The 16553-nt window shown below is 51.0% G+C and carries 17 protein-coding genes; 8 read left to right on the top strand and 9 right to left on the bottom strand.

Annotation, left to right across the window (positions count from 1 at the left end; genetic code table 11):
* Nucleotides 1-36: 36 nt before the first annotated feature.
* A complete protein-coding gene (gene trmL / locus GPJ68_RS00620) occupies nucleotides 37-510 on the top strand; it encodes a tRNA (uridine(34)/cytosine(34)/5-carboxymethylaminomethyluridine(34)-2'-O)-methyltransferase TrmL (RefSeq protein ID WP_016157744.1) in 474 nt (157 codons plus the stop codon).
* Between the two features lie 181 nt (nucleotides 511-691).
* Here trmL and cysE read toward each other — a convergent pair whose 3' ends face one another.
* The 5 genes from cysE to GPJ68_RS00595 form a co-directional block, all read right to left on the bottom strand.
* Nucleotides 692-1513 (bottom strand): serine O-acetyltransferase, encoded by an 822-nt coding sequence (gene cysE / locus GPJ68_RS00615; RefSeq protein ID WP_016154965.1) that lies wholly within the window; start codon nucleotides 1511-1513, stop codon nucleotides 692-694.
* Nucleotides 1514-1590: 77 nt separating this feature from the next.
* The gene (gene gpsA / locus GPJ68_RS00610; protein ID WP_016154966.1) at nucleotides 1591-2610 is read right to left on the bottom strand and encodes an NAD(P)H-dependent glycerol-3-phosphate dehydrogenase; all 1020 of its coding nucleotides are present in this window, start codon (nucleotides 2608-2610) and stop codon (nucleotides 1591-1593) included.
* Nucleotides 2610-3077: a protein-export chaperone SecB gene (gene secB, locus GPJ68_RS00605; RefSeq protein ID WP_003024155.1), complete on the bottom strand. Its 468-nt coding sequence runs from the start codon at nucleotides 3075-3077 to the stop codon at nucleotides 2610-2612. Before secB ends, gpsA begins: the two co-directional genes overlap by 1 nt.
* Before the next feature lie 46 nt (nucleotides 3078-3123).
* A complete protein-coding gene (gene grxC, locus GPJ68_RS00600) occupies nucleotides 3124-3375 on the bottom strand; it encodes a glutaredoxin 3 (protein ID WP_003024152.1) in 252 nt (83 codons plus the stop codon).
* Between the two features lie 51 nt (nucleotides 3376-3426).
* The gene (locus GPJ68_RS00595) at nucleotides 3427-3858 is read right to left on the bottom strand and encodes a rhodanese-like domain-containing protein (RefSeq protein ID WP_005120473.1); all 432 of its coding nucleotides are present in this window, start codon (nucleotides 3856-3858) and stop codon (nucleotides 3427-3429) included.
* Nucleotides 3859-4105: 247 nt separating this feature from the next.
* Between GPJ68_RS00595 and gpmM the strand changes: the two genes are divergently transcribed.
* From gpmM to GPJ68_RS00580, 3 genes are read left to right on the top strand one after another with little or no spacing between them, the layout of a single operon-like run.
* Nucleotides 4106-5650: a 2,3-bisphosphoglycerate-independent phosphoglycerate mutase gene (gene gpmM, locus GPJ68_RS00590; RefSeq protein ID WP_047501311.1), complete on the top strand. Its 1545-nt coding sequence runs from the start codon at nucleotides 4106-4108 to the stop codon at nucleotides 5648-5650.
* A gap of 33 nt (nucleotides 5651-5683) precedes the next feature.
* On the top strand, nucleotides 5684-6943 hold the full coding sequence (gene envC / locus GPJ68_RS00585; protein WP_230330234.1) for a murein hydrolase activator EnvC: 1260 nt from the start codon (nucleotides 5684-5686) through the stop codon (nucleotides 6941-6943).
* 3 nt (nucleotides 6944-6946) lie between these two features.
* Nucleotides 6947-7918 carry a divergent polysaccharide deacetylase family protein gene (locus GPJ68_RS00580; RefSeq protein ID WP_104651739.1) on the top strand — a complete coding sequence of 324 codons (972 nt, stop codon included), beginning with the start codon at nucleotides 6947-6949 and terminating at the stop codon, nucleotides 7916-7918.
* On the opposite strand, the gene GPJ68_RS00575 is transcribed toward GPJ68_RS00580, so the two are convergent.
* Nucleotides 7905-8939 carry a glycosyltransferase gene (locus GPJ68_RS00575; RefSeq protein ID WP_101700435.1) on the bottom strand — a complete coding sequence of 345 codons (1035 nt, stop codon included), beginning with the start codon at nucleotides 8937-8939 and terminating at the stop codon, nucleotides 7905-7907. The genes GPJ68_RS00580 and GPJ68_RS00575 overlap by 14 nt on opposite strands.
* Nucleotides 8940-9183: 244 nt before the next feature.
* On the opposite strand from GPJ68_RS00575, the gene rfaY reads away from it, so the two are divergent.
* Nucleotides 9184-9870, top strand: a complete 687-nt coding sequence (rfaY, locus tag GPJ68_RS00570) for a lipopolysaccharide core heptose(II) kinase RfaY (RefSeq protein ID WP_047502168.1) — start codon at nucleotides 9184-9186, stop codon at nucleotides 9868-9870.
* Nucleotides 9871-9937: 67 nt separating this feature from the next.
* On the opposite strand, the gene tdh is transcribed toward rfaY, so the two are convergent.
* From tdh to yibB, 3 genes are all read right to left on the bottom strand, one after another.
* Nucleotides 9938-10963, bottom strand: a complete 1026-nt coding sequence (tdh, locus tag GPJ68_RS00565) for an L-threonine 3-dehydrogenase (protein ID WP_046275753.1) — start codon at nucleotides 10961-10963, stop codon at nucleotides 9938-9940.
* 9 nt (nucleotides 10964-10972) lie between these two features.
* Complete coding sequence (gene kbl / locus GPJ68_RS00560; RefSeq protein ID WP_046275754.1) at nucleotides 10973-12169, bottom strand: glycine C-acetyltransferase; 1197 nt, start codon at nucleotides 12167-12169, stop codon at nucleotides 10973-10975.
* A 279-nt stretch (nucleotides 12170-12448) separates the two neighbouring features.
* Nucleotides 12449-13306 (bottom strand): protein YibB, encoded by an 858-nt coding sequence (gene yibB / locus GPJ68_RS00555; RefSeq protein ID WP_103284485.1) that lies wholly within the window; start codon nucleotides 13304-13306, stop codon nucleotides 12449-12451.
* Between the two features lie 278 nt (nucleotides 13307-13584).
* On the opposite strand from yibB, the gene rfaD reads away from it, so the two are divergent.
* The 3 genes from rfaD to rfaC are packed head-to-tail and all read left to right on the top strand — an operon-like array spanning nucleotide 13585 to nucleotide 16547.
* Nucleotides 13585-14517 carry an ADP-glyceromanno-heptose 6-epimerase gene (rfaD, locus tag GPJ68_RS00545; RefSeq protein ID WP_003827312.1) on the top strand — a complete coding sequence of 311 codons (933 nt, stop codon included), beginning with the start codon at nucleotides 13585-13587 and terminating at the stop codon, nucleotides 14515-14517.
* A gap of 2 nt (nucleotides 14518-14519) precedes the next feature.
* On the top strand, nucleotides 14520-15566 hold the full coding sequence (gene rfaF, locus GPJ68_RS00540) for an ADP-heptose--LPS heptosyltransferase RfaF (RefSeq protein WP_016154975.1): 1047 nt from the start codon (nucleotides 14520-14522) through the stop codon (nucleotides 15564-15566).
* 3 nt (nucleotides 15567-15569) lie between these two features.
* Complete coding sequence (gene rfaC, locus GPJ68_RS00535; RefSeq protein WP_104651738.1) at nucleotides 15570-16547, top strand: lipopolysaccharide heptosyltransferase RfaC; 978 nt, start codon at nucleotides 15570-15572, stop codon at nucleotides 16545-16547.
* Nucleotides 16548-16553 lie beyond the last annotated feature (6 nt).

The following is a 16553-nucleotide window of genomic DNA, read 5'->3' as shown; positions in this document are numbered from 1 at the left end:
TTCTGCTATTCTGCCCCCCGTTATCAAGGGGGCAGTATGCTTAACATCGTTTTATTCGAACCAGAAATCCCGCCAAATACCGGCAATATTATCCGTCTTTGCGCCAACACCGGCTTTCGTCTGCATATTATAGAGCCAATGGGCTTTACCTGGGACGACAAGCGCCTGCGTCGCGCGGGGCTGGATTACCATGAATTTACCGCCGTGCTACGCCACCCTGATTACGCCGCCTTCGTCGCCGCAGAACATCCGCAGCGCCTGTTTGCTCTGACCACCAAAGGTACGCCAGCGCATAGCGCGGTATGCTATCAGGACGGGGATTATCTGATGTTTGGTCCGGAAACACGCGGTCTGCCAGCCAGCATCCTTGACGCGCTGCCGGCCGAACAAAAAATTCGTATTCCGATGATGCCAGACAGTCGCAGCATGAACCTGTCAAATGCGGTGTCGGTGGTGGTGTATGAGGCCTGGCGCCAGCTAGGGTATCCGGGCGCGGTACTGCGTAGCTGATGATTGTTGGATGGCGGCTAGCGCCTGATCCGACCTACATTAATTTGATGAAATTCATTTCGAGCGTTATCGGCGCAGACAGATTGAACACGGACTGCGCGCAGTCACCGGAGCGTACACGCAGTCCGTGAGGATGACGAGCACAGCCCAGGTTTAATCTGCCAGGTAAGATAGCTCGAAATCAGATACCATCTCCATACTCAAAAGTATGATGTATCCCGTTGAAATGCTGATCCATATCCATGGACGGCTTATCGCTGTCAGGCTTGCCGACGATGCGTGCCGGAACGCCTGCTGCAGTGGTATGCGGGGGTACCGGCTGTAAAACGACGGAACCTGCGCCAATCTTCGCGCCGCGCCCGACTTCAATGTTGCCGAGAATTTTTGCTCCCGCGCCAATCATCACGCCTTCACGAATTTTCGGATGACGGTCACCGCCAGCTTTACCGGTCCCGCCCAGCGTGACGGATTGCAAAATAGAGACGTCGTTTTCAATCACGGCAGTTTCACCGACCACAATACCAGTGGCGTGATCGAGCATAATCCCACGGCCAATTTTTGCCGCCGGGTGAATGTCTACCTGGAAGCTAACGGACACCTGATTTTGCAGGAAGATTGCCAGCGCCTGACGCCCCTGATGCCACAGCCAGTGACCGATACGGTAGGCCTGAAGCGCATGAAAGCCCTTCAGATACAGAAGTGGGGTGGAATATTTATCGACAGCCGGATCACGCGTGCGTACCGCCTGAATATCACAGGCCGCAGAGGCAATCATTTCAGGATCGGCCGCGTAGGCCTCTTCCACGACTTCGCGAATGGCAATGGCGGGCATGATCGGAGAAGCGAGTTTATTCGCCAGCATATAGCTCAGCGCACTGCCGAGGTTTTCATGCTTGAGCAACGTTGCGTGATAAAAACTGGCCAGCATTGGCTCACATTCCGCCAGTGCCCGGGCTTCCGCTTTAATGTTTTTCCAGACGATATCCAGTTCTTCACACGGCATTGCGTACTCCAGAAGGTAGCAAAACGACCGACCCGTTCTTCGCGGGTCGGGTCGTTATATTCAACAGTTCCTTACAGCTAGTGGCGACTCAGCTCGTCCCTGCGTGCACGGCCTAATAACGTCAATGCTGCCTCGCGCGCGTTTTTTCCGCAATACAATACTTGATAAATTTCCTCGGTTATTGGCATCTCAACCCCAAAACGGTGCGCCAATTCACGAACTTCTTTCGTATTGCGGTAGCCTTCAACCACTTGACCAATCTTGTCCTGCGCCCCCTGCACGTCCATCCCCTGGCCGAGCATCATGCCAAAACGACGGTTACGCGACTGGTTGTCGGTACAGGTCAGCACCAGATCGCCTAAACCCGCCATCCCCATAAAGGTGGCAGGATCGGCACCCAACGCCGCGCCAAGGCGAGACATTTCGGTCAGTCCACGGGTGATCAATGCGGTTCGCGCATTCGCGCCGAAACCGATGCCGTCAGACATCCCCGCGCCAATCGCAATAACGTTTTTCACCGCGCCGCCAAGCTGCACGCCAATGAAATCCGGATTGCTGTAAACGCGGAAGCTCTTGCCACAGTGCAGCAACTGCTGGAGATCGTCAGCAAAGGTGTCGTCCGTCGAGGCCAGAGAAATCGCCGTCGGCATGCCCGCCGCCAGCTCTTTGGCGAACGTCGGACCGGAGATAACCGCCAGTGGAATAGAATTCCCCAGCGCTTCACGCGCGACGTCCTGCAGCAGGCGTCCCGTTTCCGCTTCCAGACCCTTTGTCGCCCAGACCAGACGCGCGTCAGGACGCATCAGCGGTTTGATGTTGCGCAGCACTTCGCCAAAGACGTGGCTAGGCACCACCACCAGAATATTACGACTGGCGGCCAGCGCAGTGGCTAAATCACTTTCCAGGCGCAGCGTTTCGGGAAAAGGCACATCAGGGAGGAACGCGACGTTGCAGCGATCGTGCTCGAGGGTCGCGATATGTTTCGGATCATGGCCCCACAGGACAACCTGATGGCCATTTCTTGCCAGGGTGATGGCAAGAGCGGTGCCGTACGAGCCGGCACCAATCACAGTCATTGAAGCATTACTTTGGTTCATCAGGCATCCTGATGTTCTTCAGTACCTTCGCCAGCCTGCTGCTGTAAATAGTTCATGAACAGCGCATCAAAGTTGACCGGCGCAAGGTTCAGTTGCGGGAATGTACCGCGGGAAACCAGGCTGGTGATGCATTCGCGGGCATACGGGAACAGAATGTTCGGGCAGTATGCACCAAGGCAATGCGCCATCTGAGTCCCTTCAATACCACTGATGGAGAAAATACCGCCCTGCTGAACTTCACACAGGAACGCAGTTTCTTCACCCAGAGAAGCCGTTACGGTGACACGCAGCACTACTTCATACACATCATCTGCCAGTTGGGTAGATGCGGTATCAAGATCCAGTTTAACCTCTGGCTGCCAATCTTTCTGGAAAACATGTGGTGCATTTGGCGCTTCGAAAGACACATCCTTGGTATAAATACGTTGGATCTGGAAAGCCATTTCAGTGTTATTTTGTTCTGACATGTTGAGAAAACCCTTTAGTGTTGTCCTTTAAATACTTCGGTACGCCTTAACGCAGCAGTGGATCCAGTCCACCACGTGCATCCAACGCATACAAGTCGTCACAACCACCAATGTGCTGTGCATCAATAAAAATCTGCGGAACCGTTGTACGGCCACTGCGCTTGATCATCTCTTCACGCTTCACGGCATCGCCGTCAATCGGAAGTTCCTGGAAACTCACACCCTTGCTGTTCAACAGCGCCTTTGCGCGATGGCAAAACGGGCAGGTCGCTTTGGTATAGATCTCAATATTGGCCATGACTTATCTCCAGTGTTCTTTTACCCTGAGGCATGAAAGAAGACGGGTAAATTACTTGCCGCGAACCAGTGGCAGATTCTCGCCACTCCAGCCCGCTACGCCGTCTTTCAGTACAGATACCTGCTCAAAACCGGCTTTAATCAGCGCAGTTGCTGAATCCTGGCACTGCATACCAGAGCCATCAACCACAATAACAGGTTTGTTTTTGTGTTTTTCCAGCTCGCCAAAATTGTTGGCTTTGATTTCGCTCGGCAGCAGGTTAGTGGAGCCCGCGATATGGCCTTTGCGGAAGTCGTCGCGCTGACGTAAATCCACAATCACCGCATCTTCTTTGTTGATAAGACGAGTGGCTTCTCCGCGCGTAATTACCTTCACTTTCGAAGTCAGGCTCTTAAACGTGGTAAATAATACAGCCGCCAGTAACGCAATCCAGGCGATACTCAATACAGGGTGGCGACTAACAAATTGCATAATTTCTTGCATGGGGGGTAACAACTCCCGACTTAGTGATTAAAAAACCAGGAAAGGAGTATACCTGCGCGTTGGCGCAAATACAGCCAGAGCGTGCATTGGATTGCATTTTTGCGGGGCGCTACGGAAAAAAAAACGTAAATCCGCGCCCTCTGCGACACGCTCTGGTCGATTATTTGATCTTCTGGGGCTATTTTATCGATTCAGCTGTAGTAAAATTACGCAATTATTTTTGTCTATTGAGTGTGAGGTTGTCGCAATGTCGGTTTCTAAAAAACCTATGGTACTGGTGATTCTGGATGGCTATGGCTATCGTGAAGACAGCCAGGATAACGCCATCTTTAATGCCAAAACCCCGGTAATGGATGCTCTGTGGGCAAAACGTCCGCATACCCTGATTGATGCCTCTGGCCTGGAAGTCGGCCTGCCCGATCGCCAGATGGGCAACTCCGAAGTGGGTCACGTCAACCTGGGCGCGGGCCGCATCGTGTATCAGGACCTGACCCGTCTGGATGTTGAAATTAAAGAACGGACTTTCTTCGCTAACCCAGTGCTGACCGATGCGGTCGACCAGGCAAAAAATAGCGGCAAAGCGGTTCACATCATGGGCCTGCTCTCTGCTGGCGGCGTTCACAGTCACGAAGATCACATCATGGCGATGGTCGAAATGGCAGCTGAACGCGGTGCTGAGAAAATCTATCTGCACGCTTTCCTTGATGGCCGTGATACCCCGCCGCGCAGCGCTGAACATTCGCTGCAGAAATTCGAAGAGAAATTTGCCGCGCTGGGCAAAGGCCGCGTAGCGTCCATCATCGGTCGTTACTACGCCATGGACCGCGACAACCGTTGGGATCGCGTTGAACAGGCTTATGACCTGATGACGCTGGCAAAAGGCGAGTTCCAGTTCGCTACGGCTGTTGAAGGCCTGCAGGCTGCTTATGCCCGCGACGAAAACGACGAATTCGTGAAAGCGACCGTGATCCGTGCTGAAGGCCAGGCTGAAGCCGCCATGGAAGACGGCGATACGCTGATTTTCATGAACTTCCGTGCTGACCGTGCGCGTGAAATCACCCGTGCGTTTGTTAACGCTGACTTCGACGGCTTCACCCGTAAGAAAGTCGTTAACCTCAACTTTGTGATGCTGACCGAATACGCAGCCGACATCAAAACGGCTGTTGCTTACCCACCAGCGTCTCTGGCCAACACCCTTGGCGAGTGGATGGCGAAGAATGACAAAACGCAGCTGCGTATTTCCGAAACTGAAAAATATGCCCACGTGACCTTCTTCTTTAACGGCGGCGTAGAAGAGCCGTTCAAAGGCGAAGATCGCATCCTGATCAACTCGCCGAAAGTCGCGACCTACGATCTGCAGCCGGAAATGAGCTCTGCTGAGCTGACCGAGAAGCTGGTTGCTGCGATTCAGAGCGGAAAATACGACACCATCATTTGTAACTACCCGAACGGCGACATGGTTGGTCACACCGGGGTGATGGAAGCTGCGGTTAAAGCGGTTGAAGCGCTGGATCACTGCGTTGAGCAGGTGACTAAAGCGGTTGAATCCGTTGGCGGCCAACTGCTGATCACCGCGGACCACGGTAACGCAGAGCAAATGCGCGATCCGTCCACCGGTCAGGCGCATACAGCACACACCAACCTGCCCGTTCCGCTGATTTATGTCGGTGGTAAAAACGTCAAAGCAGTTGAAGGCGGCAAACTTTCTGATATCGCCCCGACGATGCTGACGCTGATGGGTATGGAAATCCCGCAAGAGATGACTGGTAAGCCGCTGTTCATCGTGGAATAATCCCTCCCCATGAGGGGAAAGGCGATTAATACCATCACTTGGGCCGTGAAACTGCAAAAGCTTTCAGTCAGGCCCTTGTTCTACGCCAGCGCGCTTAGCGCTGGCGTATTGCTGTGCGCCTTTTCCGCCCACGCGGACGAGCGCGATCAGCTCAAATCTATTCAGGCTGATATCGCGGCAAAAGAACGCGCGGTACGCCAACAACAACAACAACGCTCCACTCTCCTCGCTCAACTTAAAGCTCAGGAACAGGCCATCGCCGTTGCCGCCAGGCAACTACGCGAAACGCAAAACTCGCTGGCGCAGCTGAATGCGCAAATTACAGAGATGAATGCCGCCCTCGCGAAGCTGGAAAAACAGCGGGCTGCGCAAGAGCGTAGCCTGGCAGCCCAACTTGACGCAGCGTTTCGCCAGGGCGAACACACCGGTATTCAGCTCATTCTGAGCGGGGAAGAGAGCCAGCGCGGGCAACGCCTGCAGGCCTATTTCGGCTATCTGAACCAGGCGCGGCAGGAAACCATCGCGCAGTTGAAACAAACCCGCGAAGAAGTCGACTCGCAAAAAGCCGAGCTGGAAGATAAGCAGAGCGAACAACAGACGTTGCTGTACGAACAGCGCGCTCAGCAGGCTAAGCTGGAGCAGGCGCGTAATGAACGCAAGAAGACGCTCTCGGGTCTGGAGTCATCGATTCAGCAGGGTCAGCAGCAACTGGGCGAAATGCGCGCCAACGAATCACGCCTGCGCAACAGCATTGCTCGCGCCGAAGCCGCAGCCAAAGCACGCGCGGAACGTGAAGCTCGCGAGGCGCAGGCCGTACGTGACAAACAGAAGGATGCGTCACGGAAAGGCTCAACCTACAAGCCAACCGAAAGCGAAAAATCACTGATGTCCCGTACCGGCGGTTTAGGTTCCCCACGCGGCCAGGCATTCTGGCCCGTTCGTGGTCCAACGCTACATCGTTATGGCGAACAGTTGCAAGGTGAGCTACGTTGGAAGGGGATGGTTATTGGCGCATCCGAAGGCACCGAAGTTAAAGCCATTGCCGATGGTCGCGTCATTCTGGCGGACTGGTTGCAGGGCTACGGCCTGGTGGTCGTCGTTGAGCACGGTAAAGGCGATATGAGCCTGTACGGTTATAACCAGAGCGCGCTGGTCAGCGTCGGTACGCAGGTTCGCGCCGGGCAGCCTATTGCACTTGTGGGTAGCAGCGGCGGACAGGGCAGGCCGGCACTCTATTTCGAAATTCGTCGCCAGGGTCAGGCGGTCAATCCACAGCCGTGGTTGGGAAGATAAGTTTTGCCTCAATTTCGTCGTCTATTATTCTCTCTCGCCAGCGTGCTGGCCTTCGCAACACCTGTTTTTGCTGGCAAACTCGCCATCGTTATTGATGATTTCGGCTATCGTCCACACACCGAAAATCAGGTTCTGGCGATGCCTTCCACCCTCTCCGTTGCCGTTCTGCCTAATGCCCCACACGCGCGTGAAATGGCGATTAAAGCGCATAACAGCGGGCATGAAGTGTTAATCCATCTGCCGATGGCGCCGCTGAGCAAACAGCCGTTAGAGAAAGATACTTTGCGCCCGGAAATGAGCAGCGAAGAGATTGAGCGGATTATTCGCGACGCGGTAAGCAAAGTACCGAATGCGGTCGGGCTGAACAACCATATGGGCAGCGCGATGACCTCCAGCCTGTTCGGTATGCAGAAGGTGATGCAGGCGCTGGAACGCTACGATCTCTACTTCCTGGACAGTATGACCATCGGCAACAGTCAGGCAATGCGCGCAGCATCAGGAACCGGCGTGAAGGTTATCAAACGCAAAGTCTTCCTGGATGACACGCAAAACGAAGCCGATATTCGCCGTCAGTTTAATCGTGCCGTTGAGCTTGCGCGCCGCAACGGTTCAGCAATTGCCATTGGGCATCCTCACCCTTCGACGGTTCGCGTCCTGCAGCAGATGCTTTATAACCTGCCTGCGGACATTACGCTGGTTCGCCCAAGCAGCCTGCTCAATGAACCACAGGTAGACACCTCCAGACCAAACCTTACACCGCCGAAGAATGGTAAACCTGATGCGCCACGTAATCCTTTCCGCGGGGTGAGATTATGCAAACCGAAGCAGCCGTTAGAGCCGGTTTACGCCAGCCGCTTCTTCAGCGTGCTCGGTGAAAGCATCACCCAAAGCACGCTGGTGCAGTACATACGCCTGCAATGGCAGGGCTGGGGGAATACATCCTCACCCAGCGCTATGAACGCTAACGTAAATTAAGCGTTTTACGGGCAATACGAGAAGGCGAGGATGTTTTATCGCGCCATTTCCAGAGACGGAATGACCATAGTAGCGCCTGGTACAAAACTTTGGCGCTGCGTACGTTAGTAATCATGCGTTTATACATACCAGAGACAAAAATCTCTGCAATCATGCGTTGACGAATATGGACATCCGGCTCTTTGCGTACTGCGTGGCAAACGCGTAATGCTTCATAGGTTATTTGCTGATGAAATTCCGGATAAATAGTAATCCGACCCGCATATTCACGATTCAACTTATCCAATAACCGTGTAATTTTAATATAGTGGCGTTGGTAATTGAGATTTTTTAAGCCTTGTCTTTTAAGACGGCTAACTGATTGATCGTGTAAGAAGTATTTATACAATGATTGCTCGGTATATCGCACACGTTTGGCGTTAAACATAAACTCCGTCGTCCATACAATATCCTGATGATGCAACCCTGGAATAAACGCTATCTTGTTTTTCTCGATAACATCTCTGCGATAAACCCCCATCCAGACCACATGCGTCCAACGGCGTGAAGCCAATGCCATACGTAACCAGTCGGGGCCGGTCAATACACCCGTAGACCGCAGACGGTCCGTCGGTATTGATTGCCAGGTGTCCCCCGTTTCGAAAATGCACCAATCAGAATTGCACTGTGCCAGATCGAGGTCATCCTGAAGCGCCATGGTCATCAGGGTTTCATACATATTGGGATAAACCAGGTCATCGGCATCGACAAATGCAACATAATCCCCTTTGGCCACTGCCAGACCACGATTACGCGCGACAGATGCCCCGGCGTTAGCCTGATGTAACAACCGGACATGGGAATAGTTATCAGCATAATGTCTTGCAATATCAACAGAGTTATCCGTTGAACCGTCATCCACAATAATGATCTCTATCGCAGCCCATGTCTGTGCGATCAAAGATTCCATGCAACCCCGAAAACTATCACCCGCGTTATACAACGGAATAATAACACTCAACATATTTGTGCGGTTTCTCATCAGATAACCCAAGTTTGTCAGTACACTGATGACTTTTACTACAGTTTCATTAAGGAATTATTAAGGCTAGAACGTTTAATTTTCAGAAGCGGCGCAGCGAAAGCAACCAGTATGGGAAAATGCCATGCGGCGCCTGAGTTCAGCGGGCTGTGATAGCTCAGATCGTCTACATATTGAGGGACACAACCTGTATACTATACCCCTGTAAATTAACGCGCGATGTACACTGATATTGAGGAAAGTGATGGCCATCAGTAAGACACATGAGAAAGGTTATACGGTCTATTGCAAAGAGACCAAAACAGACCTTAAGTCACTGATGAATAAGTATATAAACAAAGAAATCAGTGGCAAACCATTGAGCAGTGGTAACGCCATGCGCAGTGTAGAACTGGTCGAGTACAACTCACAAAAATTTATCATCAAAAACGACCGTGAAGTTGATCCTCGATTTGAGAAAAAAATGCAGAATTTTATCTCCGGCCCCTTTTATTCCTGGCTCATCAAGAAGCTGGACACACTCTCCCCGGAAATGCGCGCCTGTACAGCCGATCTCTACTATGCCGCTGAAAAAGTACGACTTCGTCAGTGTCATGATGTTTATATTATTCATGAATATGTTGAAGGCACTCCTTTAAAAGAAATTAACCATAAGAATGCCGATGAAGTGAAGCAGTGCGTTCTGCGCCTTCACAAAGCCGGGTTGGCATCTAATGATATCCACCCTGGAAATTTCATTCGTACGCCAGGCGGTGAATTAAGAATAATTGACTTATCCTGTAAGGGAAATATGAAGATTTGCCAGGCTAATGATATTTTAGCTTTGCAGCGAAAATATCATATTAACATCAAAGGAAAAGGATTAATCTATAAGCTCATCTGGCTCAAAGAAGCGATAAGATCTTTATCCAGAAAGCTTCGTGGCAAATAGTATTTATTCTTTATACGGCCAGAATAAAGAATCTGGCCGTTGGTAGCATTTAATACAAGTCGAGCATTCAATCCCAGCTCAGGATCACTTTCCCTGACTGGCCCGAGCGCATCGCGTCAAAGCCCTGCTGGAATTCATCGATGGAGAATCGATGGGTGATAATCGGCGACAAATCCAGACCAGACTGAATCAATGCGGCCATCTTGTACCAGGTCTCAAACATCTCGCGACCGTAGATACCTTTAATAAACAATCCCTTAAAGATAACTTTAGTCCAGTCGATGGACATGTCTGATGGTGGAATACCCAGCATAGCAATACGGCCACCGTGGTTCATGGTGTCCAGCATGGTGCGAAACGCTGGCGGCGCGCCGGACATCTCCAGACCGACATCAAACCCTTCGGTCATGCCCAGTTCAGCCATCACGTCGGTCAGACTCTCTTTCGACACGTTGACCGCGCGAGTGATGCCCATTTTACGCGCCAGTTCAAGGCGATACTCATTAACATCGGTAATCACCACGTGGCGTGCGCCAACGTGCCTGGCAACCGCTGCCGCCATAATACCGATTGGACCCGCGCCGGAAACCAGCACATCTTCCCCAACCAGATCGAACGACAGCGCCGTATGCACCGCATTACCGAACGGATCGAAGATAGACGCCAGGTCGTCAGAGATGTTGTCCGGAATTTTAAACGCGTTAAATGCCGGGATCACCAGGTATTCTGCAAAGCAGCCAGGACGGTTTACGCCAACACCGGTCGTATTGCGGCACAGGTGAGTACGTCCACCGCGGCAGTTACGGCAATGCCCGCAGGTGATATGACCTTCGCCTGAAACGCGATCACCGATTTTAAAGCCTTTAACTTCCTGGCCGATGCCAACAACTTCGCCGACATATTCATGTCCAACGACCATCGGTACCGGGATGGTTTTTTGCGACCATTCATCCCAGTTATAAATGTGAACGTCAGTCCCGCAGATGGCTGTTTTACGGATTTTAATCAGCAAATCGTTATGGCCGACTTCCGGTTCAGGAACGTCGGTCATCCAAATGCCCTCTTCCGCTTTCAGTTTGGATAACGCTTTCATTTCACATCCTCAGGCAATAACGCCCAGTTGTTTACCAATGCGTGTGAACGCCTCAACAGCACGCGTAATCTGCTCAGGGGTATGCGCTGCAGACATCTGGGTACGAATACGCGCCTGACCTTTTGGAACCACCGGATAGAAGAATCCAGTAACGTAAATCCCCTCTTTTTGCAGCTCGCGGGCGAACTCTTGCGCCACTACCGCATCCCCCAACATGACAGGGATAATTGCGTGATCCGCTCCCGCTAACGTAAAGCCTGCGGCAGACATTTGCTCGCGGAACTGACGTGCGTTCGCCCACAGGCGATCGCGCAGCTCGCTGCCTGCTTCGACCATCTCCAGCACTTTAATGGAGGCAGAAACAATTGCAGGAGCCAATGAGTTGGAGAACAGATACGGACGGGAACGCTGACGCAACCACTCAACAACCTCTTTGCGCGCTGCGGTGTACCCGCCAGATGCGCCGCCGAGCGCTTTACCCAGCGTACCAGTGATGATGTCCACACGCCCCATCACGTCACAGTATTCATGTGAGCCACGACCATTTTCGCCGACAAAGCCGACAGCATGGGAATCATCAACCATGACCAGCGCGTCGTATTTATCCGCCAGGTCACAAACGCCTTTCAGGTTAGCGATCACACCATCCATAGAGAACACGCCATCGGTGGCGATCAGGATATGACGGGCTCCCGCTTCACGCGCTTCTTTCAGGCGCGCTTCCAGCTCGACCATGTCGTTGTTGGCGTAACGGAAACGCTTTGCTTTACACAAGCGAACACCGTCAATGATAGAAGCGTGGTTGAGCGCATCTGAGATAATCGCATCTTCTGCACCCAGCAGCGTTTCAAACAGGCCGCCGTTGGCGTCAAAGCAGGAAGAGTAAAGGATGGCATCTTCCATACCGAGGAATGCCGCCAGTTTTTGCTCCAGTTGCTTATGGCTGTCCTGGGTACCGCAAATAAAGCGGACCGAAGCCATACCAAATCCGTGAGAATCCATACCTGCTTTTGCAGCTGCAATCAGTTCCGGGTGGTTAGCCAGCCCCAGATAGTTGTTCGCACAAAAGTTAATAACGTGGCTTCCGTCCGCCACGGTGATATCCGCCTGCTGGGCAGACGTAATAATGCGCTCTTCTTTAAACAATCCTTCCGCACGTGCGGTTTCGAGATCGTTCGTTAACTGTTTGTAAAAATCCCCACGCATTTCAATTCTCCAGACTGGGCAAATTTCAGCACATATTACCCAAAGCTATACGCTGATACGAGATGACGCATCATCACTTCTTCAAAATGAAGCATAAATCACGTATACCCACATGGCTAATCAGTGATGCCGTCGTATGGATTCATTGGACGCACTGAATCTCAACCAATTGAATTGGCTGGATTTTATAAAAAATCATAAAAAAACAACAGCAATAGCAGAAGAATGCCTTTGCAGCATTCTATCTGGTTAGGTAACCCTTCAATCTCATTCAAGCCACTACTTTCGAGTGAGAAAAATTCGCAATGCCTGGAGTTTTGCACCTAAAGCGGTTCGCCGATAAACACGGAACAGATCGAACCATTTGCCCCGACCAAGGTAATTAAGCATTAATAGATCAGGGCGCTTGTAATAACACATGACAAAAATACCCTGATCATCATCAACAATATTATTTCTGAGAGTCTCTTTTTGACACTCAGTGACTAATGAGTAAAACTCTTTCCATTTCTCTGGTGAACCAACAATAGCGCCGCCGATAATATAAGTATGATTTCCGATCATAAAATCAAAAACCTGTTTTCTGGATGATATAACCAGACCCTTTTTAATCGTGAAGAGATGCATTTTATTACGGTCAAAAGGGAAGTCCCATACTTTTAATCCGCGAGTAACCTGCGGTTTACGGCAATATCCGAAGTCTACCCAGGCAACCATCGGAGTATTAACTAAGCCTGCATTTATGGCCTTCACTACAAAATATGCTTTTAAATTATTGATCAACACATATTCTGGAGACCAGTACTCAGGGTTACCTAGCTGTCGCGTCTCTAATTTATTCTTAAAGGTATCATCCTGCTGGATTTGTCTTATTTTATTATTAATATGCTTAAATTTTTTACCTAAATCTATGGTTATAATTTTTGTGGGCTTACCTTTGCGTATTTCCGCAACTCTGTCTTCAAACTCAGACGAAGTAAAAATAACCATTTCATTTTCTAAAGCGGCTAACCGTTTGAAGTAGTCAAAATAGACATCAGAAGATCGGGAAAGTTTTTCACGGAAGCCTTTATTAACAGTCCACTCCCCCCTACCGATATCAAAATATGCTGTCACAATAGTGGTAGACGATTTCATAACCATTTTCAAACCATTAATAAAAAAAATATTATATCACATAGTTTTTGTTTTTGTACATATAATATACATAGATGGATATAAAAAAACTAAGTACATTTAAGATTAATTTAATAGACTTAATAACCATTAAATAAGCATTATTATACTGGTGTTTATAGGCCTTCTACCGACCCACCATCTTACTTAAGAGGCTGAAGGGATGCCGATGTGATGGTATGATTACAGACATTAGTGTCTGAGATTGTCTCTGACTCCAAAATTCGAAGGTTACATTTATGATCATCGTTACCGGCGGCGCGGGCTTTATCGGCAGCAACATCGTCAAGTCATTGAATGATAAAGGCATCACCGACATCCTGGTGGTGGACAACCTGAAAGATGGCACCAAGTTTGTTAACCTGGTGGATCTGAATATTGCTGACTACATGGACAAGGAAGACTTCCTGATCCAGATTATGGCCGGAGAAGATTTCGGCGATATCGAAGCGATCTTCCACGAAGGCGCATGTTCCTCCACCACCGAGTGGGACGGCAAGTATATGATGGATAACAACTATCAATACTCCAAAGAGCTGTTGCACTACTGCCTGGAGCGTGAAATTCCGTTCCTGTATGCGTCCTCTGCCGCCACCTACGGCGGTCGTACTTCTGATTTCATCGAATCCCGTGAATATGAGAAACCGCTGAATGTTTACGGCTACTCAAAATTCCTGTTCGACGAGTACGTTCGTCAGATCCTGCCAGAAGCCAATTCTCAGATTGTTGGCTTCCGCTATTTCAACGTCTACGGACCGCGTGAAGGCCATAAAGGCAGCATGGCGAGCGTCGCTTTCCACCTCAACACCCAGCTCAACAATGGCGAAACACCAAAACTGTTCGAAGGCAGTGAAAACTTCAAGCGTGATTTCGTTTACGTAGGCGATGTGGCTGCGGTGAACCTGTGGTTCCTGGAAAACGGGGTTTCCGGCATCTTTAACCTTGGTACCGGTCGTGCGGAATCTTTCCAGGCCGTTGCCGATGCAACGCTTGCGTACCACAAAAAAGGCAGCATTGAGTACATCCCATTCCCGGAAAAACTGAAAGGTCGCTATCAGGCGTTTACCCAGGCCGATCTGACTAATCTGCGCGCTGCGGGCTATGACAAGCCGTTTAAAACCGTTGCTGAAGGTGTAACGGAATATATGGCCTGGCTGAACCGCGACGCGTAAGTATGAAAATTTTGGTGGTAGGCCCGTCCTGGGTGGGCGACATGATGATGTCGCAAAGTCTCTATCGCACGCTTAAGGCGCGCTATCCCCAGGCGATAATCGACGTGATGGCACCTGCATGGTGCCGTCCGTTATTGTCGCGCATGCCTGAAGTTAACGAAGCTATCGCCATGCCGCTGGGACACGGCGCGCTGGAGATCGGCGAGCGGCGTAAACTCGGTCATAGCCTGCGTGAAAAACGCTATGACCGCGCCTATGTGCTGCCTAACTCGTTTAAATCCGCGCTGGTACCGTTCTTTGCTGGCATTCCCCATCGTACCGGTTGGCGTGGTGAAATGCGCTACGGCCTGCTAAACGATGCGCGCGTGCTGGATAAAGATGCCTGGCCGCTGATGGTCGAACGCTATGTAGCCCTGGCCTATGATAAAGGCGTAATGCTGTCAGCTAAAGATTTGCCGCAGCCTCTGCTATGGCCGCAGTTGCAAGTAAGTGAAGGTGAAAAGTCCCTGACCTGTCGCCAGTTTTCCCTTTCTGCCGAACGCCCCATCATCGGCTTTTGCCCTGGTGCGGAATTTGGTCCAGCGAAACGCTGGCCACATTACCACTACGCAGACCTGGCGAAGCAACTGATCGATGAAGGCCATCAGATTGTGCTTTTTGGCTCTGCAAAAGACCATGACGCCGGAAATGAGATCCTGGCGACGCTGAGCGTTGATCAGCAGGCCTGGTGCCGTAATCTGGCGGGCGAAACACAGCTGGAGCAGGCCGTCATTCTGCTCGCCGCCTGCAAAGCGGTGGTCACCAACGACTCTGGATTAATGCACGTTGCCGCAGCGTTGAATCGACCTCTGGTAGCGTTATATGGCCCCAGCAGCCCGGATTTTACTCCGCCGCTTTCACACAAGGCGCGCGTGATTCGCTTGATTACGGGCTATCACAAAGTACGCAAGGGAGATGCAGCAGAAGGCTATCATCAGAGCCTGATTGACATCACACCCCAGCGCGTGCTGGAAGAACTCAACGACCTGTTGTTACAAGAGGAAGCCTGACGGATGCGGGTATTGATCGTTAAAACATCGTCTATGGGCGATGTACTGCATACGTTACCGGCATTAACCGATGCGCAGCAGGTCATGCCGGATATTCAATTTGATTGGGTAGTGGAAGAAGGCTTCGCGCAGATCCCATCCTGGCATGCAGCCGTTGACCGGGTTATTCCAGTGGCGATCCGCCGCTGGCGTAAAGACTGGTTTTCAGCGCCGATTAAAGCCGAGCGTAAAGCCTTTCGCGATGCGGTGCGTTTACAGCAGTATGACGCGATAATTGATGCGCAGGGTCTGGTAAAAAGCGCGGCGTTGGTTACGCGTCTGGCACGTGGCATCAAGCATGGTATGGACTGGAGCACGGCGCGCGAACCATTGGCGAGCCTGTTTTATAATCGCAAACATCACATTGCCAAACAGCAGCACGCGGTAGAACGTACGCGTGAATTGTTCGCTAAAAGTCTGGGATATTCCAGGCCCCAGTCGCAGGGTGATTATGCTATCGCTCAGCATTTTCTGAAAGAACGTAATGCTGATGCGGGCCAGTATGCCGTATTTCTGCATGCCACAACGCGTGATGATAAGCACTGGCCAGAAGCCAACTGGCGGGAGCTAATTGGCTTGTTAAATAACGCTGGCATACGTATTAAACTGCCATGGGGTGCTCCTCATGAAGAAGCACGAGCCCGTAGGCTGGCAAATGGTTTTTCTTATGTTGATGTTCTTCCACGGATGACTTTGGGAGAGGTCGCTCGCGTACTGGCGGGGGCAAAATTTGTGGTGTCGGTTGATACAGGCCTGAGTCATTTAACCGCTGCACTGGATCGCCCAAATATTACGTTGTACGGTCCAACGGACCCAGGATTGATTGGTGGGTATGGGAAGAATCAAGTGGTATGTCGCTCAGGAAGTGAAAATCTTTCAGACTTACGTTCTTCGACCGTATTGAAATCAATTAATTGCGATTTTTTAAATAATTGTCTGTAAGTGTCG

Source organism: Citrobacter sp. 172116965, assembly GCF_013458095.1.
Classification (GTDB): domain Bacteria; phylum Pseudomonadota; class Gammaproteobacteria; order Enterobacterales; family Enterobacteriaceae; genus Citrobacter; species Citrobacter braakii.
This window is presented reverse-complemented; position numbering and strand designations above follow the sequence as displayed.